At 62.9% G+C, this 24,556-nt stretch carries 20 protein-coding genes, 1 tRNA gene and 1 other RNA gene; 14 read left to right on the forward strand and 8 right to left on the reverse strand.

The genetic code is table 11. The features are described 5' to 3' along the window. Positions 1-6: 6 nt before the first annotated feature. Complete coding sequence (locus JFN90_RS02170) at positions 7-483, reverse strand: peroxiredoxin (protein ID WP_199393455.1); 477 nt, start codon at positions 481-483, stop codon at positions 7-9. Positions 484-618: 135 nt separating this feature from the next. Here JFN90_RS02170 and JFN90_RS02175 point away from each other — a divergent pair, with 135 nt between their 5' ends. Then, on the forward strand, positions 619-1,149 hold the full coding sequence (locus JFN90_RS02175) for a hypothetical protein (protein ID WP_199393456.1): 531 nt from the start codon (positions 619-621) through the stop codon (positions 1,147-1,149). A gap of 120 nt (positions 1,150-1,269) precedes the next feature. Here JFN90_RS02175 and JFN90_RS02180 read toward each other — a convergent pair whose 3' ends face one another. Further along, a complete protein-coding gene (locus JFN90_RS02180; protein WP_199393457.1) occupies positions 1,270-2,469 on the reverse strand; it encodes a protoporphyrinogen/coproporphyrinogen oxidase in 1,200 nt (399 codons plus the stop codon). A 151-nt stretch (positions 2,470-2,620) separates the two neighbouring features. Between JFN90_RS02180 and JFN90_RS02185 the strand changes: the two genes are divergently transcribed. Further along, positions 2,621-3,514 (forward strand): DnaJ C-terminal domain-containing protein, encoded by an 894-nt coding sequence (locus JFN90_RS02185; protein ID WP_199393458.1) that lies wholly within the window; start codon positions 2,621-2,623, stop codon positions 3,512-3,514. A gap of 88 nt (positions 3,515-3,602) precedes the next feature. Here JFN90_RS02185 and JFN90_RS02190 read toward each other — a convergent pair whose 3' ends face one another. The 3 genes from JFN90_RS02190 to mfd form a co-directional block, all read right to left on the reverse strand. Beyond that, on the reverse strand, positions 3,603-4,565 hold the full coding sequence (locus tag JFN90_RS02190; RefSeq protein ID WP_199393459.1) for a peptidylprolyl isomerase: 963 nt from the start codon (positions 4,563-4,565) through the stop codon (positions 3,603-3,605). 95 nt (positions 4,566-4,660) lie between these two features. Continuing rightward, positions 4,661-5,608 carry a peptidylprolyl isomerase gene (locus tag JFN90_RS02195; protein WP_199393460.1) on the reverse strand — a complete coding sequence of 316 codons (948 nt, stop codon included), beginning with the start codon at positions 5,606-5,608 and terminating at the stop codon, positions 4,661-4,663. 58 nt (positions 5,609-5,666) lie between these two features. Continuing rightward, positions 5,667-9,140, reverse strand: a complete 3,474-nt coding sequence (gene mfd / locus JFN90_RS02200; protein WP_199393461.1) for a transcription-repair coupling factor — start codon at positions 9,138-9,140, stop codon at positions 5,667-5,669. 207 nt (positions 9,141-9,347) lie between these two features. On the opposite strand from mfd, the gene JFN90_RS02205 reads away from it, so the two are divergent. The 8 genes from JFN90_RS02205 (at position 9,348) to JFN90_RS02240 (ending at position 16,931) form a co-directional block, all read left to right on the forward strand. Further along, positions 9,348-9,686: a hypothetical protein gene (locus JFN90_RS02205; protein WP_199393462.1), complete on the forward strand. Its 339-nt coding sequence runs from the start codon at positions 9,348-9,350 to the stop codon at positions 9,684-9,686. A gap of 123 nt (positions 9,687-9,809) precedes the next feature. Further along, positions 9,810-9,900: transfer RNA gene (locus JFN90_RS02210), tRNA-Ser, on the forward strand. Between the two features lie 33 nt (positions 9,901-9,933). Then, positions 9,934-10,032: signal recognition particle sRNA small type (gene ffs, locus JFN90_RS02215), an RNA gene on the forward strand. A 78-nt stretch (positions 10,033-10,110) separates the two neighbouring features. Continuing rightward, the gene (gene dnaX, locus JFN90_RS02220; protein WP_199393463.1) at positions 10,111-11,892 is read left to right on the forward strand and encodes a DNA polymerase III subunit gamma/tau; all 1,782 of its coding nucleotides are present in this window, start codon (positions 10,111-10,113) and stop codon (positions 11,890-11,892) included. A gap of 48 nt (positions 11,893-11,940) precedes the next feature. Then, a complete protein-coding gene (locus tag JFN90_RS02225) occupies positions 11,941-12,255 on the forward strand; it encodes a YbaB/EbfC family nucleoid-associated protein (RefSeq protein WP_199393464.1) in 315 nt (104 codons plus the stop codon). Between the two features lie 141 nt (positions 12,256-12,396). Then, a complete protein-coding gene (recR, locus tag JFN90_RS02230) occupies positions 12,397-12,990 on the forward strand; it encodes a recombination mediator RecR (RefSeq protein WP_199393465.1) in 594 nt (197 codons plus the stop codon). A 78-nt stretch (positions 12,991-13,068) separates the two neighbouring features. Continuing rightward, complete coding sequence (gene nifJ, locus JFN90_RS02235) at positions 13,069-16,620, forward strand: pyruvate:ferredoxin (flavodoxin) oxidoreductase (RefSeq protein WP_199393466.1); 3,552 nt, start codon at positions 13,069-13,071, stop codon at positions 16,618-16,620. A 110-nt stretch (positions 16,621-16,730) separates the two neighbouring features. Then, positions 16,731-16,931, forward strand: a complete 201-nt coding sequence (locus tag JFN90_RS02240) for a cold-shock protein (protein WP_135868829.1) — start codon at positions 16,731-16,733, stop codon at positions 16,929-16,931. Between the two features lie 80 nt (positions 16,932-17,011). Here JFN90_RS02240 and JFN90_RS02245 read toward each other — a convergent pair whose 3' ends face one another. Continuing rightward, positions 17,012-17,689: a pentapeptide repeat-containing protein gene (locus JFN90_RS02245; RefSeq protein ID WP_199393467.1), complete on the reverse strand. Its 678-nt coding sequence runs from the start codon at positions 17,687-17,689 to the stop codon at positions 17,012-17,014. Positions 17,690-17,902: 213 nt separating this feature from the next. On the opposite strand from JFN90_RS02245, the gene uvrA reads away from it, so the two are divergent. The 4 genes from uvrA (at position 17,903) to JFN90_RS02265 (ending at position 22,717) form a co-directional block, all read left to right on the forward strand. Next, complete coding sequence (uvrA, locus tag JFN90_RS02250) at positions 17,903-20,740, forward strand: excinuclease ABC subunit UvrA (RefSeq protein WP_199393468.1); 2,838 nt, start codon at positions 17,903-17,905, stop codon at positions 20,738-20,740. 19 nt (positions 20,741-20,759) lie between these two features. Beyond that, positions 20,760-20,924 (forward strand): hypothetical protein, encoded by a 165-nt coding sequence (locus JFN90_RS02255; protein WP_199393469.1) that lies wholly within the window; start codon positions 20,760-20,762, stop codon positions 20,922-20,924. A gap of 74 nt (positions 20,925-20,998) precedes the next feature. After that, positions 20,999-21,568: a hypothetical protein gene (locus tag JFN90_RS02260; RefSeq protein ID WP_199393470.1), complete on the forward strand. Its 570-nt coding sequence runs from the start codon at positions 20,999-21,001 to the stop codon at positions 21,566-21,568. 162 nt (positions 21,569-21,730) lie between these two features. Next, the gene (locus JFN90_RS02265) at positions 21,731-22,717 is read left to right on the forward strand and encodes a serine/threonine protein kinase (RefSeq protein WP_199393471.1); all 987 of its coding nucleotides are present in this window, start codon (positions 21,731-21,733) and stop codon (positions 22,715-22,717) included. An 85-nt stretch (positions 22,718-22,802) separates the two neighbouring features. On the opposite strand, the gene JFN90_RS02270 is transcribed toward JFN90_RS02265, so the two are convergent. Further along, a complete protein-coding gene (locus tag JFN90_RS02270; RefSeq protein WP_199393472.1) occupies positions 22,803-23,297 on the reverse strand; it encodes a hypothetical protein in 495 nt (164 codons plus the stop codon). Next, positions 23,294-24,547, reverse strand: coding sequence for a HAMP domain-containing protein (locus JFN90_RS02275; RefSeq protein WP_236018802.1), 1,254 nt, complete (start codon positions 24,545-24,547; stop codon positions 23,294-23,296). Before JFN90_RS02275 ends, JFN90_RS02270 begins: the two co-directional genes overlap by 4 nt. Positions 24,548-24,556: the final 9 nt, after the last annotated feature.

Here is a 24,556-nt window from a genome sequence, read left to right on the forward strand (position 1 = left end):
TTTTGCCTAACGTCCCTTGGCCAGCATCTTGAAGAAATCGAGCACCTTGTCCGGGTGCTCCGAGGCCTTGGCGACCTTGGGCCAGTGCTTGATGACGATCCCATCCGGTGAGATGACGACGGTGGAGCGGATACTGCCGATGGTGGTCTTGCCGTATTGCACCTTTTCGCCGTAGGCGCCGTAGGTTTTCATGACGGCTGCGTCCGGGTCGGAGAGGAGGGTGAACGGGAGCTTGAAATCCGCGATGAACTTATCGTGCGACTTCATGGAGTCCTTGGAAACTCCCACCAGCACCGTACCGAGCTGTTCGAACAGCGAGTGCAGTTTGGCGAACCCCACGGCCTCCGCGGTGCATCCGGGGGTGTTGTCCCTGGGGTAGAAGAAAAGGACCAGGATCCTTCCCCGGTAATCCGCGAGCGTGTGCTCCTTCCCGTCGCTCCCCTTCAGTCTGAAGTCCGGGGCTTTTTGTCCTTCCAAAAACATGACGACCTCCTAGGATGTTCTTCTCATGAGCCGGTAAACCATAGCAGAATGGCGGGAGTTGGCAAGAGGAATCACGCTGTTGTAACCGGTGCGGATTCGGGTTATGCTGCCGCAGCTTTGCGGGAGGGGTGGAATATGGGCGGTATGATGCAGGTGGCAGTCGATCCGGAACGGTGGCATCACTTTGCCGGGGTGCTGCTGGTGATCGGACTGGCGGTATTGCAGGCGCGGGTGGGGAGGGCAGGAGCCTTTTGGCAGATCTGTTGGGCGCTCCCGGGGACACTATTGCACGAGTTTTCCCACCTGCTGGTCGCTGCGGTAACCGGCGGGCGGCCCATAGGTTTCACGGTGATACCCAGGCGGGACGGTCCCGGCCGGTGGGTGTTGGGGGCGGTCACCATCAGCAATCCCGGACCGGTTTCCGCGCTTCCCTCGGCGCTGGCGCCGCTGTTGTTGAACGTGGCAGCCTACTACCTGTACCTGGGATGGCGTACCTGGTTCCCGGGAGATCTGCCGCACACCCTGTTGATGTATGTGGCCATATATGTTTTCAGCTACAGCTCGATCCCCTCGGGGCAGGACCTGAAGGTCGCGGTCTCCAGTCCGGCCGGGGTGTTGCTGTATGGCGGGGTCGCGGGGTTGTGCGTGTGGCGGTGGGGTCTTTAGGGGCGGGTGCGACCGTGCGTTCTGGTGCGGTAGAGGCGCTCCGTGATACTCCGCACCCGGCACAAAAAAGCCCGCCCCACTGCGTGGACGGGCTTTTTGCACAGTTAACCGCAGCGGGCGTTACAGCGACGCGGACAGCCTTTCGAACTCTTTCTTGGAGCGCACGATGCAATCCTCGACGGCCATTCCGGCGAAGTAGTTGCCGGTGACGTAGAGGTTGCTGCCAGCCACGAGACGGTCGATCTGGTCGGTGAGGGCCTTGTGGCCGACCACCGGAGAGGGTAGCTGGCTCTCGCGCTGCACCACCTGCTCGAGATCTCCTTCCTGCACCTGCAGTACCGAGGCGATCCGCTTCAGCTTGGCCTCCAGGGAAACCTTGCCGGCTTTGTAATGGAAGCTGAACCCGCGATAGCTGTCATGCAACACGGTGTCGCGGGAGACGGCGGAGTAGAACTCCTCCCCGATCGGGATCAGGCCGGCGATAAGCGGGAGCTTCAGCTTGCTCTTCTGCACCGCCACCCCTACGCTCTCGATAGTCTCCAGCTTGATCTGGGTGAGCACCTTGGCCAGTTCCGGCGCGATCTGAGCGGCAAGCTGGGCGCTTGCCGGGGGAGGGGCGGCCAGTGTCAGCCGCGGCGCCTGGTACACGGTCCCGTCCGCCAGTTCAACGGTGTAGCCGTCACCATCCTTGGCGATGCGCGTTACTTCGGCGCCCGTTTGCAGGGTAACCCGGTCCGCGACGGCGAGCTTGTCGATGACGCTGTTAAGCCCCCCCTGCAGGGTGAAGCTCTTGATGACGTCCTTTCTCCTGGGGCGTTTGTTGAACAGCATGTCGGCGGGGAAATCGTCGGCGCGCTGGGAGATGACGGCGTTGAAGGCGGGACCGAAGACTCGCTCGTAGTTCCTGCGGCCGACGATGCCGCCGTAATACGAGGCGACGCTCGCCCCGTCCTTTTTCTGGGTGAACAGCTTCCACGCGGAGCAGGCCAACTCGGGGAAGGAGAGCTGCGAGGGGATGCTCTTCACCTCGTTCTTCACCAGCAGCTTGAACGACACCTTTTCCCTCGGGAGGATGTTCCCCATCAGGCCGTGTCGCTCCATCAGTTCCAGCAATCCCCCGTAGGAGTTGTAGCAAGTGTGGGCCCCAAGCTCGAGCCAGAACCCGGCGGCGCTCCCTTGGAATCGATGCGAATGAAAGCAGCCGCCCGGTCGGTCGCTCTTCTCAAGGACCAGCGTATTCAGCCCCTTGGCAGCTGCATGGCTTGCGAAACTGAGACCGCTGATCCCTGCACCTATGACGATGGCGTCGAATTGCTTCATCTGGCAGCTCCTGTTTTTAAGGGTCGTTAATTCCAGCCTATATAAGCGCGCCTGCAGCGGGTTGTCAAGGTTTACAACATGTTGACAATGACCCGGTCAGCTATTACATTCTGTGCAGCTCAAACGAAGGAAATGTGAAAGGGATTTAAACATGGCGCAGAGAGATTATTACGAGGTGCTTGGACTCAAGAAGGGCGCTTCGGCTGACGAAATCAAACGGGCCTACCGCAAACTTGCGGTCAAGTATCACCCGGACAAGAACCAGGGCGACAAGCAGGCCGAGGAGCGCTTCAAGGAGATCAACGAGGCGTACGCGGTCCTGTCCGACCCGAAGAAGAAAGAGCAGTTCGACCAGTTCGGCTCCACCGATTTCCACCAGCGCTTCTCGCAGGAGGATATCTTCAGGAACTTCAACGTCGACGACATGTTCCGGGATCAGGGCTTTGGCACCGACGACATCTTCTCCCGCATCTTCGGCGATGCCGTACGGCGCCAACGCGGTGGCCGCGGCCGCCCCATGGCCGCCAAGGGAGAGGACTTCTCCATGGAGATCCAGGCCACCTTCCGCGACGCCTATGACGGCGCCGAAAAACGGGTGGCCTTCATGCGTGACGGCGCCCGTGAGGAGCTGTCGGTCAAGATTCCGGCCGGGATCGAGAGTGGAGCGAGGCTCAGGGTGGCCGGGCGCGGCGCACCGGGACGCATGGGCGGGCCCGCCGGCGACCTCTTCCTTTCGGTGACGGTGGGGACGGACCCCCTGTTCCAGCGCGAGGGTGCCGACATCGTGCTCAACCACGAGGTGCGCTTTTCGCAGGCGGTGCTCGGCGGCCACATCGAGGTGCCGACCATGGAGGGGACCAAGAGGATCAAGATTCCCGCCGGCATCCAGTCCGGCACCAAGGTGCGCCTGAAGGGGCTGGGCTTCCCGGTGCTCGGATCGCAGGCGCGCGGCGACATGTACGTGAGGATCGCGGTGCACGTGCCGGAAAAACCCACCACGCGCCAGCGCGAATTGGTGGAACAACTGGCGGCGGAAGGACTCTAGGTCCTGACGCAGCTCAATAAGGCGGAAAACAAAACCCCCTCGACCAGTGACGGCGAGGGGGTTTTTGTTACTTCAATGCCAAGACAGCTTAGGGCTGCTTGATGTCGATGCTGGCGGCGCTGCGCAGGTCTTTGACCCACTGGTTGAAGCGCTCGTCGGATTTCTTCTTGTAGAGCTGCTCTTCGATGGAATCCTTCACCTCCTCGAAGGGGCGCCCTTTCTCCTGGCTCTTTTGTTCCAGCTTGATGATGTGCAGACCGGCCGGGCTCGCCACCAGCGAGCTTACCTCGCCGGGCTTCATGGCGGCGACCGAGTTGCCGATTTCGGCCAGCATGTCGCTTTTCTTGAAGGTCCCCAGGTCGCCCCCGTCCTTGGCGGCCGCCGGGTCCTGCGAGTATTTCTTGGCCAGTTCCACGAAATCCTCGCCCGCCCGGGCCTTGGCCAGTACCTCGTCGGCGAGCTTACGGGTCTTGGCTGCCTCCTCGGCGCTTCCCTTCGGGTCCACTTTAAAGAAGATGTGCCGCGCGTGGAAGGTCTCGCTGCCGCCGCCGTAGTCGGCCCGGTGCGCCTCATAGTATTCGCGCATCTCGCGCTCGCCCACCTGGATCTTGGAGCGGACCTCCTGGCTCATGAGCCGCATCCGCTCCAGTTGTTCCTTGAGCTGCACCTTGTACTGCGGGACGGTGAGCCCCTGGGTCGCGAGCGCCTGCTCCAGGGCTTCCTGGGTCAGGTTGTTCTGCTTCTTAACGTCCTCGATGGCCAGCCGCACGTCCTCGTCGCTGACCTTGATATCCAGCTCGCGGATTTTCTGCTCGACCAGCTTGCGGTCCACCAGGCGGTTCAAGGCGGTGCTTCGGAGCGCGGTCTTCTCGGACGCCGGGAGCTTCTCGGCCTCCTTCTGCACCTGGACCAATTCCTTGTCGACGTCGATGCTGGTGATCACGTCGTCGTTGACGATGGCGGCGATACCGCTCACCTGTTTGGTGTTGGCGAAACTGGGAGTGACTGCGAGAAGGGCCAGCAGGCTGCAGGCCGTGATGATCTTAACCATGGGTTCTCTCTGTGGCCGCTGAGGCGGCTTGTGCAAAAACGGCCGGGACTAGCCCGGCCGTCTGTTTATTTCTGTTGTTGCCTGAATGATTCCGATTACTTCGCCTTGGCGGGCTGTGCGGCCTCGCCCGGGGTGCCGGGGTGTGCATCGCCACCCTTGGCGCCTTCACCGCCCAATTCCTTCAGGGCGTCTTCCTTGACGGAAATTTTGGCCTGCTTCTTCAGGTCCTCCTTGAGGGTCTTGAAGGTCTCCTGCTGCTTGGCGGGGGCCAGGGCTGCCTTGATCTCGTCCTTCACCTCGTCGAGGGTGCGGACGCCGGCCTGGCGGGAGCCGGTCTTTTTGATGATGTGGTAGCCGAACTGGGTCTTCACGATCCCGGAGGTCTCCCCGTCCTTGAGGCCGAAGGCAACCTTCTCGAAGTCGGGAATCATGGAGCCTTTGCTGAACCAGCCCAGGTCGCCACCCTTCGCGGCCGCGCCGTCGACGGAGTTCTTCTTGGCCAGCTCCTCGAAGCTCGCGCCACCCTTGAGCTGCTTCTCGATCTCCTTGGCCTGCACCTCGGACTTCACCAGGATGTGGCTAGCCCTGATCTGGGCGTCGGATTTGAACTTATCCTTGTTCTTGTTGTAGTAGTCCTGCATCTCGGCGTCGCTTACCTTGGCGGACTCCTCGATCTTCTTCTTGAGGAAAGCCTCGACGATGACGCGCTTCTTCAGGTCCTCGAGCTTGGCGGCCACTTCCGGGCTCTTGTCGATGCCGTCTTTGGACGCCTGCTGCAGGATCAGCTCGCGCACCACCATGGTGTCGATCATCTCCTTCTTCCCTTCCGGGGTCTCGGTCATCGGCTTGAGCTGGGGAGGCAGGGCGGCTTGCTCTTTGTAGAAATCCTTGTCGGTGATGCTGGCGCCGTTTACCTCGGCGAGGACGATCCCCTTGCCGGGGCCTTCCTGTTTAGCCTCCGTGGCCCCCTCCTGCTTTTTGCAGCCGGTGACGGCGACGCTGAGTGCGATAATAAGTATTGCGGCGGTTTTGCTGAAGTGCACGATTGGCTCCTTTTGTTATTAGCGTAAATTTATTCCAATCCGCGGGAACGCTAGCATATCACACTAGGCATTTCAAGACATTTCTGGCCTCGGCCAGCACCCCGTCGAACGAGCTGTCGCCGACCCGGACGTAAAGCCGGAAGTCGGGCGTAAACCTGTATTTTCCTTTCTCTTTCCGCAACAGCCCGGTGATGGCATCCGGCGAGACCGGCGTCCTCTCGTGGAAGGCGAGCGAGAGCTCTTTGCCGGAGAACTCGATCTCCTTCACCAGGAGCCGTTTCAGGGAGACGCGCAGGCGCATCACCTCCAAGAGGTAGAGCGCCGCGACGGGCAGCGGTCCGAAGCGGTCCGCCAGTTCCTCGCGGATGTCGTCGACCTCCGCCTCGTCGGCGGGCTGGGTGAGCTTCTTGTAGATGAGCAGGCGCTGGTTCGGGTCCCGGACGTAGTCCTCCGGGATGAAGGCGGGGACCTTGAGCTTGATCTCCGGCTCCACCCGCTCGGGGAGCGCTTCTCCCTTCAATGTGCGCACCGCCTCGTCGAGGAGCTCGGTGTAAAGCTCGAAGCCGACCGCCGCGATGTCGCCGCTTTGGCGGGCTCCCAAGAGGTCGCCTGCGCCGCGGATCTCGAGGTCGTGGGTGGCGATTCTGAAACCTGCCCCAAGTTCGGTCAGCTCCTGGATGATCTTCAGCCGCTCGCGCGCGTCGGAGGAGATGGAGCCCTCCCCGGGGATCAGGAGGTAGGCATAGGCGCGGGTCTTGGAGCGGCCGACCCTGCCGCGCAGCTGGTAGAGCTGGGAAAGGCCGAAGGTGTCGGCGCGGTTCACGATCAGGGTGTTGGCAGTCGGGATGTCGAGGCCGCTCTCAATGATGGTAGTGCACAGAAGGAGGTTCGCCTCGCCGTGCATGAAGGAGAGCATGACCTGCTCCAGCTCCTTCTCCGCCATCTGGCCGTGCCCGACGGCGATCTTCGCCTCGGGGACGATGCGCCTGAGCTCCTCGGCCATGGCGCCGATGGACTGCACCCGGTTGTGCACGAAGAAGACCTGGCCGCCGCGGCGTAACTCGCGCAGCACCGCCTCGCGGATCAGCTCATCCGAGGAGCGGGAGACGAAGGTCTTGATGGCGAGCCGGTCCACCGGCGGGGTGTCGATGATGGAGAGGTCCCGGATCCCCATCAGCGACATGTACAGGGTGCGCGGGATCGGGGTCGCGGTCAGGGTGAGGATGTCCACTACGGCCCGGAACTGCTTGAGCCTCTCCTTGTGGGCCACGCCGAAGCGCTGCTCCTCGTCCACGATCAACAGCCCCAGGTCCTTGAAGACCACGTCCTTTTGCAGCAGGCGATGGGTGCCGATCACGATGTCGACCTCCCCCTTCTTTACCCCCTCGAGGATCTGTTTTTGCTGCTGCGGGGTGCGGAAGCGGGACAGCATCTCCACCCGCACCGGATAATCCTTGAGGCGGGCCGCGAAGCTTTCCGCGTGCTGCTGGGCGAGCACCGTGGTCGGCACCAGTATCGCCACCTGCTTGCCGTCCAGAGTCGACTTGAAGGCGGCGCGCATGGCCACCTCGGTCTTGCCGTAGCCGACGTCGCCGCAGACCAGGCGGTCCATGGGGCGGGGGCTTTCCATGTCGGCGATGACCTGGTCGATGGCGGCGGCCTGGTCCGGAGTCTCCTCGAAGGCGAAGGAGGCCTCGAAGGCGCGGTACATGTCGTCGGCCGGGGAGAAGCGGTACCCTTCCTGGATCTCGCGGGCGGCGTGGATCTTCAGCAGTTCCGCCGCCATCTCCTGGATCTCGGCCCGGGCCTTGGCCTTGGCTTTTTCCCAGCTGGCGCCACCCAGGCGGTCCAGCCTCGGCTCGATCCCCTCGGCGCCCACGTAGCGCTGCACCAGGTTGATGCGGTCCACCGGGAGGTAGAGCTTGTCGCCGCCGGCGTACTCGAGGAGCAGAAAATCCCCTTCCATGCCGGTGAGGCTCAGGTGCTGCAAGCCCCGGTAGAGGGCCACGCCGAAGTCGATGTGCACCATGTGGTCGCCCGGCTTCAATTCCGCCAGCGAGGTGAGGAGCTGCTTCTTCTTCGCCTCCGAGAGGCCGCGCCGCTTCACCCTCTTGCCGAAGATCTCCTCCTCGGCAACCACCACCAGGCGCTCCTCTTCCAGGCGGAAGCCGCGCGAGATCTCGCCGATCAGGATCTCGACCCGGCCGGGGGGGCGGGAGGCTGCGGTCTGGAAGGAGTCCTGGGAGTGTTCCAGCGGGAGGCGGTAGTGGGACAGGAGCTCGTAGAGCCTCCTGGCCTGCCCGGCCTGGTGGCAGGGGACCAGCACGCGGTTTCCCGCGGCGATCCAGGTCACCATCTTCTCGGTCAAAGGGGCCAGCACCCGCTCCCCTTCCGGGTTGGTGTCCAGTCTCAGGTCCTGGTTGCCGGAGCAGGCGACCCGGAGCCGCTCGCCCCCTTCCCCCTCGATCTCAAGGCGGGGGAACTCCAGCCGCCGGCCGCCGGCCAGGGCGCTCTCCAGTTGCTGCGCCGAGAGGTACAGCTCGGTAGGGTCGCAGACGATGGCGTCGCGCAGTTCGGCCCGTTTGGCGGCGCTCTCCAGGTCCTCCCCGAAGCGCTGCAGCGCTTCGGCAATGGCGTCCGGGTCGACCAGGACCCGGACCGCGTCGGTGCCGACGTAATCGAGAATCGTTTCCAGCTCGGGGTGGAACAGGGGCTGCAGAAACTCGACACCGGGTGGGTAGATGGCGTGCTGCAGCTGCTCCAGGAGTTCGCGGCGCCGGTCGGCGCCGATGCCGAGGTGGTCGCAGCGGCGCTTGAGCCGCGGGGCCAGCTCCTTCACTACCTGCTCGGATAGGATCACCTCGCGGGAGGGGAGCAGCACCAATTCCTCCAGCGGCTCCAGGGAGCGCTGAGAGACGGGGTCGAACAGGCGCATGGTCTCGACCGTGTCGCCGAAGAACTCGATGCGCAGCGGCTGATCCCGGTCGGGAGGGAAGATGTCCAGAATCCCGCCGCGTACCGAGAAGGTGCCGCGGTCCTCGACCAAGGGGACGTGGGAATAGCCGAGCTTGACCAGCTTTTCCACCAGCCCGTCGCGCTCCAGCTCCTCGCCGGCCACCAGGTACTGGCAGACCCCGCCCAGGGTGGCGCGCGGGATCACCCGCTGCATCGCGCTCGCCACCGAAAGCACCACCGCCCGGGCACCGCCGTCCAGCATGCGTACCAGGGCGTTCAGCCGCTCGCCGACCAGGTCCGGGTGGGGCGAGGCGGCGTCGAAGGGGGTGACGTCCCAGGCGGGAAAGGCAAGCACGGATTCTGGCTTGGCGGCGAAGTAGCGAAGTTCGCGCGCGAGCTCGTCCGCGCTTTCCTGGTCGGCGGTCAGCACCAACAGCGGCGGGGCGCCGTTGTCGGCAAGCCGCGACAGCAGGTAGGCCGGCGCCGATCCCTCGAGCCCCGCTACGCTCACGTGGCAGGTGGGGGAGGTCAGTTTCTCGTTGAGCTGTTTCAGGTACTGCGCTTCTGGCATGGTCATCGTATCGGGGCGGGGCCTTTCGCTTTGGTGGGTTGAGCAGTCAGCACCGGTTGAGCATAGCAAAAACGGGGCCGATTATCCAGATACTTGGCAGGCAAAGTTTTTGCGCCGACCCCAAATAAAAGTAAAGAAAAAACGGCAGCAGCCGAATAGGCTCTTGAAGCCTGAGGAGAAATAGCTGTGAGAAGCTTAATTAAGGGTGAGCTTATGAAACAAGAAGATGTCCTCCACTCCGACGTGATCAATTACTTCAGCGCGGAGTTTGCTGCACTAGAGGAACGCCTCCACTCGGGCCGGCTGGAAGACTACCGTGAGCGCGTGCTGGTGAGCCGCAAGATCTCCGAGGCCGTGCATCTGCTCGCACCCTACGTCCGCAGCGATCCCCGGGCCCGGCACCTGGTCAAGAACGCTGAGGCACTCAGGAAGGAGCTTCTCTCGGTGCGCTCCATCATCGCCAAGCAACTGCTGCAAAAAGACAAGCAAACCCTCCTGCAGGCCATCCTCACGCGCAAAAAGGGCCGCCGCCCCGACGAGATCGCCGGCTGACCGCAGCGCACTGGTGCCGGGTCCGGCCCACCGTTGCTGAAGGGCCTCCCGACGTTTTACGTCCCCCTGAAGAATTCCCTTTACAATTAATGCGGTGTGTATTATATATCTCCTCCTTGTTGTGGAGAGATGTCCGAGTGGTTGAAGGAGCACGCCTGGAAAGCGTGTGTACGTTAATAGCGTACCGAGGGTTCGAATCCCTCTCTCTCCGCCATACTAATATTTACCCTTTGCGGATAGACCTGATAGCTGGGTCCCGCGCAACGGAAGGTTATGAACCCCGTCAGGTCCGGAAGGAAGCAGCGGCAGTAACCGCCCCCGTGTGCCGCGGGGTAGCCCAGCTATCAGCTCTTTCCGCAACCCCCCGCCCGCCCCACGCCCCGCACGAACCATGAACCACGTGAAGCCATAGAGGTACGCCGCCTTGTCCTATCTTGTCCTTGCTAGAAAATGGCGCCCCCAGACCTTCAGCGACCTGGTCGGCCAGGAGCACGTCAGCCAGACCCTTAAAAACGCCATTGACGGCGGCAGGGTTGCGCACGCCTTTCTCTTTACCGGCGCCCGCGGCGTGGGCAAGACCAGTTCGGCCCGCATCCTCGCCAAGGCCCTCAACTGCGAGAGCGGCCTGACCGTCGAGCCCTGCAACACCTGCTCCACCTGCCTCGAGATCACCGACGGCAACTCAGTGGACGTCTTCGAGATCGACGGCGCCTCCAATACCGGGGTCGACGACATCCGGGAACTGCGCGACAACATCAAGTACCTCCCCTCGCGCTCGCGCTACAAGATCTTCATCATCGACGAAGTGCACATGCTGACCACCAACGCCTTCAACGCCCTGTTGAAGACGCTGGAGGAGCCGCCGCCGCACGTCAAGTTCATCTTCGCCACCACCGAACCGCACAAAGTCCCCATCACCATCCTGTCGCGCTGCCAGCGCTTCGACTTCAAGAGGATCGCGCTGCCGCGCATCGTCTCCAGGCTGCGCTTTATCGTGGACCAGGAGGGGGTGCAGGTTTCCGACGAGGCGCTCTCGGTCGTGGCCAGGAAGGGTGACGGCAGCATGCGCGACTCCCTCTCCACGCTGGACCAGGTGCTTGCCTTCTGTGGCAATAGCGTCTCCGACGCCGACGTCGCCGCGCTTTTGGGCGTGGTGGACCGGCGCCTGATCATGGATGGCTGCCGCAACGTGCTGCAGGCGGACGTCAAGGGGGCGCTGGAGATCGTGGCCCAGGTCGATTCTTTCGGCTACAGCATGCGCCAATTCTGCCAGGAACTGATTAACCTGTTCCGCAATATCGCCATTCTGAAAGCGGTGGGGGACCCGGGAGACCTGCTGGAGCTCTCCGACACGGAGCAGGGCGAGCTGACGGCGCTGGGCGCGCAAGCCTCGGTCCAGGACCTGCAGCGCCACCTGGCCATCCTGCTCAAGGCCGAGGCTGAGATGGCGCACGCGGGCTTCCCGCGCCTGATCCTGGAGATGGCGCTGATGAAGATGGCGAGCCTGGCCCCGGCCATACCGGTGCAGGAGCTGCTGGCCCGCCTGGACGCCCTGGAAAAGGGCGGAGCGCTGCCGCCGCGCAGCGAGGCCCCACGCCCGTCCGCACCGGCGCCGCGTCCGGCACAGCACCAGGCGCCGCCTCAGCAGCACGCCGCACCCGCCCGTCCCGCGGCAGCTCCCGTTGCGGCAGCGCCGGTCGCGCCGGTCGCGCCGGTCGCGCCGGTTGCGGCAGCAACGCCGCCCTCCGCCGCGGCGCCGCAGGCGGCACCGTCCAGCTTTGCCTCCGGCGGCGACCTCTGGGGTGGCTTCGTGCAGGCGGTCAAGGGGAAGAAGCCGATGCTGGGGGGCGCGCTGGAGCAGGTCTACCCGGTCAAGGTGGCGCAGGGTGTGCTCGAAATCGGCTGCCTGCAGGGCTCCTTCCAGCTGACCCGGCTGCAGGACCCGGAGCAGATCAACGAACTGAAGGGCCTGGCCCAGGCCCACTTCGGCGTCCCGACGCAGGTCAAGGTGGTGGCGCTGAACGCGCCTCCCACGGACGCCGCCCCGACCCTGTCGGAAAAAAAAAGCCTTGAAGACGCCGAGCGAAAGGCCGTCCTGAGGCGCGAAGCGGAGGAGCACCCGCTGGTGGCCGCGGCGGTGGAGCTTTTCGACGGCGAGATCGCCGAGGTGCAGGAACTTCCTCAAAAAGAAGCGGCAAAATCATAACAATGTTCCGCGGTACGCTGCGACAATAAAGGAAAATTGGAGGATACGATGTCTAAAGGTTTGGCGCAGATCATGAAACAAGCGCAGATGATGCAGCAGAAGATGGGCAAGCTGCAGGAGCAGGCGGCCGAGAAGACCGCAGAGGTTACCACCGGCGGCGGCGCGGTAACAGTGGTTGTCAACGGCAAGAATCAGGTGCTCTCGCTGGTCATCAAGAAAGAGGCCGTCGATCCCGAAGACGTCGAGATGCTGCAGGATCTGGTGCTGACCGCCGTCAACGAGGCGCTCAAGAAGGTGCACCAGGAGATGAGCGAAGAGATGAGCAAGATCACCGGCGGGTTGAGCATCCCCGGCCTTTTCTAGAGGGGCGCCGCTTTTCGCAGGACACGGATAAAAGAGAGGGTGCATGCCGATTGGTGTGCACCCTTTAATTATCCAATTCTACGATCAAAATTTTTTTGGTAAAAATAACCAGTAAAAACTTGTTTTATCCATGGTGGGAATATGCTACATTTTTCGGGCTCGCTGACCAGGCTGGTGGGAGAATTGAAGAAACTGCCTGGCGTCGGTGAAAAAAGTGCCTTGCGGCTCGCCTTTCATCTGCTTAAATATCCCGGTAATATTGAGGCGTTAGCAGAGAGCCTGGTCCAGGTGAAGGAAAAGGTCCGTTTTTGCTCCCTCTGTTTTGCCATTACCGAGGACGATCCCTGCTGGATCTGCTCGGGGGAGCGCGACGGCGCCACCCTTTGCGTGGTGGAGGAGCCGCAAGACCTGCTGGCCCTTGAGAGAAGCCGGGCTTTCCGCGGCCGCTACCACGTGCTGCAGGGGGCGCTTTCGCCGTTAAACGGCGTTACACCCCGCGACCTCAGGATCGCCGAGCTGATGCAGCGGTTGGAAGGGGGCGAGGTGCGCGAGGTGCTGATCGCCACCAACTTCACGGTGGAAGGGGAGGCGACGGCACTCTACCTGACCAGGATGATCAAGCCGCTCGGGATCAAAGTGACGCGTCTGGCGCACGGCATCCCCATCGGCTCCGACCTGGAATACGTGGATGCGGCGACCGTGCAGCGGGCGGTGGAGGGGCGTTCCGAGCTTTAAAGCCCTTTTCACGAGTGAGAACTAGAACGATCTTTTACCGTAAAGCTCAATTGGATTTTCAAACACAGGAGGAAATCAATGTCCCGCAGAATGGTAACAATCGACGGTAACACCGCTGCCGCACACGTGGCCCACGCCACCAACGAGGTGATCGCCATCTACCCGATCACCCCTTCCTCCGTCATGGGGGAAATCTCGGACGAGAAGAGCGCCCGCGGCGAGAAGAACATCTGGGGCACCGTCCCCTCCGTCTCCGAGCTGCAGTCAGAAGGGGGCGCCTCCGGCGCCGTCCACGGCGCGCTCCAGGCCGGCGCCCTGACCACGACCTTCACCGCCAGCCAGGGCCTGCTGCTGATGATCCCGAACATGTTCAAGATCGCCGGTGAGCTCACCTCGACCGTGTTCCACATCTCGGCGCGCGCCATTTCGGCCGCCGCGCTAAACATCTTCGGCGACCACTCCGACGTCATGGCTGCCCGTTCCACCGGCTGGGGCATGCTCTGTTCCAACAACGTGCAGGAGGTCATGGACTTCGCGCTGATCTCCCAGGCGGCCACCCTCAGGGCGCGCGTCCCCTTCATGCACTACTTCGACGGCTTCAGGACCTCGCACGAGGTGCAGAAGGTCGAGGAACTCACCTTCGACGACATGCGCTTCATGATCAGCGACGAGCTGGTGCAGGCGCACCGGTCGCGCGCGCTCACCCCGGACCGCCCGGTACTGCGCGGCACCGCCCAGAACCCGGACGTCTACTTCCAGGGTCGCGAGACCGTCAACGGCTACTACCCGCAGGCGCTTAAGATCGTGCAGGAGGAGATGGACAAGTTCGCCGGCCTCACCGGCCGCAAGTACTCCGTCGCCGAATATGTGGGTGCCCCTGACGCCGAGCGCGTGGTCATCGTGATGGGCAGCGCCGCCGACACGGTCCAGGAGACCCTGGAGACGCTGATCGCCTCCGGTGAGAAGGTGGGCCTCCTGAAGGTGCGCCTGTTCAGGCCGTTCCCGGTCGACGCCGTCGCCGCCTGCCTGCCGGCCAGCGTCAAGAAGATCGCCGTGCTCGACCGTACCAAGGAGCCGGGCTCCCTGGGCGAGCCGCTCTACCTCGACGTCAGGACCGCCATCGGCGAGGCCATGGCCGACGGCAAGACCTCCTTCAAGTCCTACCCGATCATCGTGGGCGGCCGTTTCGGCCTGGGCTCCAAGGAGTTCACCCCCGGCATGGCCAAGGGCGTGTTCGACAACCTGAAAGCCGACAAGCCGAAGAACCACTTCGTGGTGGGCATCAAGGAAGACGTCACCAACTGCTCGATCGATTTCGATGCCGCCTTCGTGAACCCCTCCGCCGGGACCTACTCCGCGATGTTCTTCGGCCTGGGCTCCGACGGCACCGTCGGCGCCAACAAGAACTCCATCAAGATCATCGGGGAAAACACCGACAACAACGTCCAGGCCTACTTCGTCTACGACTCCAAGAAGGCCGGCACCGTGACCGTGTCGCACCTGCGCTTCGGCAAGGGCGAGATCCGCTCCCCGTACCTGATCGACCAGGCGGACTTTGTGGCCTGCCACAACTTCTCCTTCCTGGAGAAGTACGACATGCTCTCCCGCGCCAAGGTCGGCGGCACCTTCCTGCTCTGCTCGCTGACCGACGACAAGGAAGCCGTCTGGAACGCCATGCCGGTCGAGGTGCAGCAGCAGATCATCGACAAGAAGCTCAAGTTCTACGTGATCAACGCCATCGCCCTCGGCGAGAAGCTGGGCCTCGGCGCCAGGATCAACGTGATCATGCAGACCGCCTTCTTCAAGATCTCCAACATCATGCCGCTCGACGCGGCTATCGCCTCCATCAAGGACGCCATCAAGAAGTCCTACGGCAAGTCCGGTGAGAAGGTGGTCGAGATGAACAACAAGGCTGTCGACGCAGCCCTGGAGAACATCTTCGAAATCACAGTCCCGGCTACCGCGAGCAGCAAGATCAAGAAGCCTGCCGTCGTGAGCGCCCACGCCCCGCAGTTCGTGCAGGAAGTCACCGCCCAGCTGATCGCCGGCCGCGGCGACGACGTCCCGGTCTCCATGCTCCCGGCCGACGGCACCTTCCCGACTGCGACCTCGCAGTACGAGAAGCGCAACATCGCCGTCGACATCCCGGTGTGGGACGAGCAGCTCTGCATCCAGTGCGGTATCTGCTCCTTCGTCTGCCCGCACGCCACCATCAGGATGAAGGTGTACGAGGCCGACAAGCTCGCCGGCGCGCCGGAGACCTTCAAGTCCGCCGACGCCCGCGGCAACGAGTTCAAGGGGATGAAGTGCAGCATCCAGGTCGCCCCCGAGGACTGCACCGGCTGCGCCGCCTGCGTGGCCAACTGCCCGGCCAAGTCCAAGGAAGACCCCAAGCACAAGGCGATCAACATGAAGTTCCAGGCGCCGCTCAGGGTTTCCGAAGCCGCCAACTACGACTTCTTCCTCAGCATCCCCGAGACCGATCCGAGCCTCCTCAAGCTCGACACCCTCAAGGGGAGCCAGCTGGTGCGCCCGCTCTTCGAATACTCCGGCGCCTGCGCCGGCTGCGGCGAGACCCCGTACCTGAAGCTCATGTCCCAGCTCTTCGGCGACCGCGCTCTCATCGCCAACGCCACCGGCTGCACCTCCATCTACGGCGGCAACCTGCCGACCACCCCGTGGGCGAAAAACGCCGACGGCCGCGGCCCGGCCTGGTCCAACTCCCTCTTCGAGGACAACGCCGAGTTCGGCTTCGGCATGAGGCTCGCGGTGGACAAGTTCAACCAGGCGGCGCTTGAGCTGATCGACACCCTCTCCCTCCCGGCCGACCTGGTCGCCGAGATCAAGGGCGCTGACCAGAAGACCCAGGCGGGCGTCGAGGCGCAGCGGACCCGCGTGGCCAAGCTTAAGGAGATCCTGACCGCTTCCGGCGATGCAGCAGCCAAGAAGCTCCTCTCCATCGCCGATTACCTGGTCAAGAAGTCGGTCTGGATCGTGGGCGGCGACGGCTGGGCCTATGACATCGGTTACGGCGGCCTGGATCACGTCATCGCCTCCGGCAAGAACGTAAACCTCCTGGTGCTCGACACCGAGGTCTACTCCAACACCGGCGGACAGGCCTCCAAGTCCACCCCGATGGGCGCCGTGGCGCAGTTCGCCGCGGGCGGCAAGCCGCAGGCCAAGAAGGACCTGGCCATGATCGCCATGGCCTACGGCAACGTCTACGTCGCCAAGGTCTCCCTCTCCAACCCGGCCCAGGTGGTCAAGGCGTTCATGGAGGCCGAGGCGTATGACGGCCCGTCCCTGATCCTCGCCTACAGCCACTGCATCGCCCACGGCATCGACATGTCCACCGCCGTCGAGACCCAGAAGCGTGCGGTCGCTTCCGGCCACTGGCCGCTGGTCCGTTACAACCCCGAGTTGGCAGAGCAGGGCAAGAACCCGCTCGTCCTTGACAGTAAGGACCCGAGTATCTCTCTCGAGGAGTACGCTTACGGCGAGAACCGCTACCGCGTCCTGAAGAAGAACAATCCGGAGGCGGCCGCGACTCTCATGGCTCGCTCATCCGAACTCACTGCCCGCCGTTTCGATCTGTATAAGCGGATGGCGGAAATGGAGTACGAAAAATAGAAATAACTAACAAAAGCGCTTGACAGGGGCCAGACCCGTGCATAAAATCTTTACCTGTGCCGGGGATGGTCCCGCAATCACGTAAAAGAGTAGTAACAGGAGAAGTCGCAATGGCTAAAGGTGTAGTGAAGTGGTTCAATGACAGCAAGGGTTTTGGTTTTATCGAGCAGGACAACGGCGAGGATGTCTTCGTACATTTCTCCGCAATCCAGTCCGATGGTTTCAAATCCCTGGCAGAAGGCGATTCCGTAACTTTTGACGTGCAGCAGGGTCCGAAAGGTCTCCAGGCCGCCAACGTAGTAAGGGTTTAAAGTCATCCTTTAAACGACAAAAAGCCCCCGGGGGAAACCCCGGGGGCTTTTTTTGTGGTCTTTGCGGGATGGACGAATGATTATTCGATGCAGTTCCCCACCGACCCCGCCCGGCAGATGGTCTTGTCGGTCCACATGGCGCCGTCGAGTTTGGCGCCGGCGAGCCTCGTGCCCCGGATGCGGGCCTGGTTCAGCGAGGCGCCGCACAGGTTGGCGCCGGTCAGATCTGCCAGCTCCAGGTCCGTCTCGGAGAGGTCGGCGCGCTCCAGGTTGACCGAATGCAGGTTGGCGCGGTTGAACTTGGCGCCGGTCAGGTCGTAGCCGGTCAGGTTGAGGCCGCTCAGGTCGGCACCGGCAAAGTCGCGGCTGCCTGCCAGCACCCCCTGGACTTCCGCCTGGGTCATGCGCCGCTCCAGCACCTTGGCCTTGACGGTGACGCCTCCCTTCCCCTTGCCGGTACCATTTTTGCCAGCTTTTGCCCCTTTCCCGTGCTTTTTAAGCGTCGCCTTGGCAGCTTTCTTCCCCGCCTTTTTCGAGGAGACCTGCGCCGTCGGCTTGCCCGACTCGACCTCCTTGGCGAGTGCGGCCAGCTTCGCCTCGGCTGCCTTAAGTGTCTGGGCTTCGGCTGCATTCTCCTTGGCCACGTTTTCCTTCACGGCCGGCTCCGGCGCGGGTTGGGCGTGAAGGGTAGTGGCGCCGGCAAAAAGCCAGACGGCCAGGGCGAAGGGTGCGATATGGGCTGCAAGATGGCGGTTCATGGTCGCCTCCGTGACGTTTTTACTTTCCGGCTGGGCCGGAGCGAAGCTCATGTCCTTATCGGCACTTTTCGTAAAACCTGAAGGATGTCTGCCTTGCGGTGCCGGCACCATTCTCATTATACTGGAGCTGTCGGCTGCACAATGAACGAGGCATGTGCTATATTTTACAGCTGCGCGCCTGACGGCGCCTGACAGACATAGAACGGGAGCATCATGGCAACGGACAAGATCATCGTAAAAGGTGCCTGCGAGCACAACCTGAAATGCATCGACGTTGAGATCCCGAGGGACCAGCTGGTGGTGATCACCGGCATCTCCGGTTCCGGGAAATCGACCCTCGCCTTCGACACTATCTACGCCGAGGGGCAACGGCGCTACGTCGAATCGCTCTCCGCCTACGCGCGCCAGTTCCTGGAGCAGATGGAGAAGCCGGACGTGGAGTCGATCGAGGGGCTTTCGCCCGCCATTTCCATCGAACAAAAGACCACCAGCAAGAACCCCCGTTCCACTGTGGGGACCGTCACCGAAATATACGATTACCTGCGCCTGCTCTTCGCCCGGGTGGGGCAGCCGCATTGCTACAACTGCGGCCGGTTGATCTCCTCGCAGACCGTGTCCCAGATGGTGGACCAGATCGCCGCGCTTCCCCAGGGGGCGAAGCTCACCCTGCTCTCCCCCATCGTGCGCGGCAGGAAAGGGGAGTACAAGAAGGAGCTGGCCCAGTTGAGAAAGGACGGCTTTGTCCGGGTGGTGATCGACGGCGAAACCCATGATCTCGGCGATGAGATCACCCTGGACAAGAAGAAAAAGCACGACATAGACATCGTGGTGGACCGCCTGGTGGTGAAGCCCGGCTTCGAGAAGAGGCTCGCAGACTCGCTGGAAACGGCGCTCTCCCACGCCGAGGGGATCGTCAAGGTGGCGCTCTCCGAGGACGACACCCGCGACATCAAGGCCGAGACGATGCTTTTCTCGGAGTCGGCCGCCTGCATCGAGTGCGGTATCTCGTACCCCGAGATGACCCCGCGCATGTTCTCTTTCAACAATCCCTACGGCGCCTGCCCTGACTGCACCGGCCTCGGCACCAGGATGTACCTCGACCCGGAACTGGTGGTACCCGAACCCGAGCTATCGCTCGCCGACGGCGCGATCGCACCGTGGCAGACCCGCTTCTCCGGGTGGTACCAGTTGACCCTGGAGGCGCTCGCCAAGGCCTACGGCTTCAGCATGCACACCCCATTCAAGGGGCTATCCAAGAAGGCGAAAGAGGTTGTCCTGCATGGCTCAGGCGGCGATCCGGTCGACTTCTGGTGGGTCGACGACGCCGGTAAGCGGCACACCTACCGCAAGCCCTTCGAGGGGGTGCTCAACAACCTGGAGCGGCGCCACCGCGAAAGCGAGTCGGAGACGGTGCGCGAGGAGCTGGAAAAGTACATGGATGTGATGCCGTGCCCTACCTGCAACGGCGCGCGTCTGAAGAAGGAGGCGCTCTACGTCCTGGTGGGGCAACAGAACATCCAGCAGGTCACCTCCCTCTCCATCAAGGACAGTCTCACCTTCTTCGAGGCGCTCACCCTCACCGAGAAGGAAGAGGACATCGCGCGCAGGATCCTGAAAGAGATCCGGGAGCGTCTCAACTTCCTGGTCAACGTGGGGCTCGACTACCTCTCCCTGGACCGCTCCTCGGGGACCCTTTCCGGCGGCGAGGGGCAGCGCATCCGCCTGGCTACCCAGATCGGGTCGTCCCTGGTCGGCGTCCTCTACATCCTGGACGAGCCCTCCATCGGTCTGCACCAGCGCGACAACGGGCGGCTTTTATCGACGCTGCGGCACCTGCGCGACATCGGCAACACGGTATTGGTGGTCGAGCACGATGAGGAGACCATCACCGAGGCGGACTGGGTCATCGACATGGGGCCGGGCGCCGGCGTGCACGGGGGCGAGGTGGTGGCCGAGGGAACACCGGCCGAGATCATGGCCAATCCCCACTCGCTGACCGGGCGCTACCTCTCGGGAGCGCTCACCATTGCCGTGCCCAGGAAGCGCAGGAAGGGGCACCGCTTCCTGAATATCGAGGGGGCCAGCGAGAACAACCTGAAGCACGTCAGCGTCGACGTGCCGCTGGGGGTGATGACCTGCATCACCGGCGTATCCGGCTCGGGCAAGTCCTCACTCATCATCGACACCCTGTACAAGACCCTGAACCAGCGCCTCTACAAGAGCCGGGAGAAGGCGGGGGCGGTGCGGGCCATCCATGGCACCGAGGTGCTGGACAAGGTGATCAACATCGACCAGTCGCCCATCGGGCGCACGCCGCGCTCCAATCCAGCCACCTATACCGGCCTCTTCACCGAGATCCGGGAGATCTTCGCCCAGCTCCCCGATTCCAAGATGCGCGGCTACAAGCCGGGGCGCTACTCCTTCAACGTTAAGGGCGGGCGCTGCGAGGCCTGCTCCGGGGACGGCATCATCAAGATCGAGATGCACTTTCTCCCCGACGTCTACGTCCAGTGCGAGGTCTGCAAGGGGGCGCGCTACAACCGCGAGACCCTGGAGGTGAAGTTCAAGGGGCGCTCCATCGCGGAGGTACTCGACATGACCGTGTCCCAGGCCCTGGTCTTTTTGGAGCACATCCCGCGCACCCGCGCCAAACTGCAGACCCTGGAGGAGGTGGGGCTTGGCTACATCAAGCTGGGGCAGTCCGCCACCACGCTCTCCGGCGGTGAGGCGCAGCGCGTGAAGCTTGCTAAGGAGCTCTCCAAGCGGGCTACCGGACGCACCATCTACATCCTGGACGAGCCGACCACCGGGCTTCATTTCGCCGACATAGCGAAGCTCCTGGAGGTGCTGCACAAGCTGGTGGACGCCGGCAACACCATAGTGGTGATCGAGCACAACCTGGATGTCATCAAGACCGCGGACTGGATCATCGACCTCGGGCCGGAAGGCGGCGACCGCGGCGGTGAGATCATCGCCGTGGGGACGCCGGAGCAGGTGGCACGGGTGGAGCGCTCCTACACGGGGCAATACCTGAAGAAGATGCTGCTGTAGCGCACAGGAGGTCGGGGCCATGGCGGACAAAGGAAACTGCGGTCACGACGATAGCGGGCAAAAGGGATGCGCGGCCTGCAAGCGGGAGGAGATCTTCCCCTACTGGTGCCAGTCCTGCCAGCGGTCGGTCCCGGAGAAGCGCTGCCCGTATTGCGGATTGAAGGCGCAGAAAAAGAAGGATTGAAAGGGGGACTTGCCGCCGAACTGCGTTATAATCTGCTCATTGTTGTCCGGGGATGGACCAGAAAGGATTGCCCCATGTGTGCGAAATCTTTTAACAAAATGATACTGCTCCTGCTCCTGCTGATGCAAGTCGGCTGCGTGAGCCTGCTGCCGCGCACCAAGGCGGTCACCGAATCGCCCTGGGAGGAGTACCAGACGGCGAAGGCATCCTACGATGACATCATCGTGGGAAAAACCACGGTGGAGGACCTGCAGAAGCTCGGCTTCGACATCAAGTCCTCACCCAACATCAAGATCCTCAACTACCTCGACATCGCGGCTATGCTGCAGGGGATGCCATCCAAGGAACTCGACCCGGGGCTGCAGGCCTGCCTCAGGGCCAGGTCCGATTGCCGCGCCTATGTTTTCGAGCCCAAGCGAAGCTACAGCAAGCGGGTCGGCAACTTCTGGCTCGACATTTTCAACTTCAAGCGCAAGACCCACGAGACCGGGTGGCGTTTCAAGGCGCTGGTGGTCTTCGTGAACCATCACGTCGCCTATAAGCTCTCCAGCGGGGAGCCCAAGATCGACCAGATGACGGAACAGACAAACCCGCTGGGGCCGTTCCAGGCACCGGCGGACATATTCACCAAGGCCCTGTTCTAAGGCTTCTGATGGCGTCGCCCTTATGGCCTGCTGCGCAGCGCGCAGCAGGCTCTTTTTTTGCCCGCTCGGCGACCGGGCCAGGGCAGGCGTCACGCCGCTTGGTTCCGGGTGCGATTGGTGCTATTGTGCGTGGATGAAAAATATGCCGGAGAGGATCCCCTAATGCAAGATGCCCAGCACCCGTTCCACACCCTGACCCCGAATTTCATCATGGACGCCGTGGAGAGCCAGGGTTACCGCTGTGATTGCCGCACCTCGGCCCTGAACAGCTACGAGAACCGCGTCTACCAGGTCGGCATAGAGGAAGAGAAGCCGCTCATCGCCAAGTTCTACCGTCCCGGACGCTGGAACGACGATCAGATCGTCGAGGAGCACCGCTTCACCCTGGAGTTGGCCGAGCACGAACTCTCTGTGGTGCCGCCGCTTCTGAATTCCTCAGGCGAATCGCTTTTCCACTATCATGGCTTCCGTTTCGCGCTCTACCCGCGCCAAGGGGGGCATGCCCCCGAGTTCGACAACGACCAGAACCTGCTGATCCTGGGACGCATGCTGGGGCGCATCCACAATATCGGCGCGGTGCGCCCGTTCCAGCATCGCCCCTCCCTGGACAGCCGCGACTTCGGCCACGACAGCGTCGCCCTGATCGGTGAGCGCTTCATTCCGCAGGAGTACCGGGAGAGCTACCAAGCGGTAACCAGCCAGCTTTTGCAGGTGGTGGATGAGGCGTTCGCCTCGGTGCCGCAGGTGCGCTACATCCGCGCGCACGGGGATTGCCATGCCGGTAACATCCTTTGGCGCGACGACGCACCGCACTTCGTCGACTTCGACGACGCCCGCATGGCCCCGGCGGTGCAGGACCTCTGGATGATGCTTTCCGGCGACCGCCCGCGCCAACTGGCCCAGCTCGCCCAGCTGATCAAGGGATACGAGGAGTTCTGCGATTTCGACCCCGCCGAGTTGCGCCTGGTCGAGGCGCTGCGTTCGCTGCGCATGCTGCATTACAGCGCCTGGCTCGCGCGCCGCTGGGACGACCCCGCCTTTCCCACCGCCTTCCCCTGGTTCAACACGGTCCGTTACTGGGGCGAGCACATCCTGCAGTTGCGCGAGCAGCTCTCGGCGCTCGAAGAGCCGCCGCTGGAACTGCCGTAGCGAAGCTGCGGGCACAACGACGAAGAGGCGGCCGGATATCCGGCCGCCTCTTTTCATGTCGCTGCCCCGAAGGGCACGTATTTCCCTAGCGCGCCTTCTTCTCCAACTCCTGGTCCAGGGTCTTCAACTGCTCGATGCGCTGGTTCAGCTCGGTTATCTCCCGGCTCAGGGTCTGGTTGCTCCCTTTGAGCACCTTGTTCTGGCGCCGCTGCTCCTCGAGGGAGCCGATCTGTTCGGTTACCGGGGCTGCCAGCGCGGTCCACTGGCTTGCCGGATACTCCTTTTTCAACCGCTTCAGCAGGTGCTGCGCCTGCGCCGACCCCGGCTTCGCCTTCAGGGTCAGGAGCGCCAGCCGAAAGAGGGCCTCGTCGGTCACACCGGTGACGGCGGGTCCGTTGCAGACCGTGTCCAACAGATGCATGGCGCCGTGGGTGTCGCCTTCTTTCAGCAGCGTTTCCGCCTGGGTCAGTTGCCTCGACCCGTTGTAGCGCTCCAGGAAGTTCCCCTCACTCGGGGCGGTGGTGGCGCACCCCGCGCAGAAAAGGGCGGCCAGGCAGACGATGTAAGTGCGGACCCTCATGCGGTCACCCTCCCCGGGGCCCCGATCAGGTACTTGCTCCCCGCTTTCTCCTTGGCTTTGTCCTTCACCTTGGCCGCGGCCCTGGCAATCTCGACGGCGGAGGAGTACTGGTCCCTGCCGCAGATGATGACCGCGATGGAGATGGTCATGACCGGGAAGAAACGCTGCACCCCGTAGCGGTCGGACCCCTCGATCCCACCCACTTTCAAATCCTGCGGCGAATAGTGTTTGACGACCTCGGCGCTGAAGCTGTCGATGACGGCCTCGCAGACCGCGGAGACGCGCTCGGCATGGATCACCATGACGAAGTCGTCCCCTCCCACGTGCCCTACGAAGCCGTCCTTGCCGCCATGCGCTTTCACCGCAGCCTGGATCAGGTTACCGGTCAGGCGGAGCAACTCGCTTCCCTTGGCGTAGCCGTAATGGTCGCCGTACGGCTTGAAGTTGTCCAGATCGGCGTAGCAGAAGGCGAAGATTTCCCCGCTTTGAAGGCGTTCATCGAGGACGCGCTCGATGGCGAAGTTGCCGGGAAGCCGGGTCAGGGGGCTCGCGTCCAGGCTCATCTGCTCGAGGACCTTGAGCCGCGCCGCCATCTTGGTGAAGTCCCGCGCCAGTTCGCTGATCTCGTCACCGGAGGGGACGTCGGGGTTGTAGTCGAAGTCTCCCGCGGCGATGCGATGGGTCGCGCTTTGCAGCTCGCGAATGGCCCCGAAGGTGCGGTAGGTGACGAAGGGTGCCACGCCGATGGCGAGCAGGAAGCCGGTGCATGAAATGGCCACCGTCCACCAGATAGTCTGTTTCTGCTGTTCGTCCGCGCGGGAGAGCACCAGCTTCAGCATGTCTTTTCGCTTCAGGTACGAGGCGTCCACGGCATTGAGCAGCTTGAGCGCCGCCGACCGCACGGGGGCGGTGCTGCCGGTATGGCCGGCGAAGAGGTCTTCCGCCGCTTTTTGATAGGCGAGGTACAGCCCCTTCAACTGCTTCAGGTCGGCGGTCGGTTTCCCCTTGCCAAGCAGGTCCAGGCTGGCCAGGGCCTCCGCTTGTCGCTGATGAAACAGGTCGATGAAGGCGGGATCCCTGAGGATGGCGTACTTGCCGGCGAAGCCCTCCTGGCTCAAAAGCGAGGTGCGCAGTTCGATCAGCGCGCTGATGACGGGGAGTTCGTTGTTGGCGATGCTTCGGGTGATGTTGGTGCTGCGGTAAATATTGTAGGACGAGAAGACGAGCGCGGCCGCGGTGAACAGGGCCATGGCTGCGTA

This window comes from Geomonas propionica (assembly GCF_016458235.1).
Classification (GTDB): Bacteria; Desulfobacterota; Desulfuromonadia; order Geobacterales; family Geobacteraceae; genus Geomonas; species Geomonas propionica.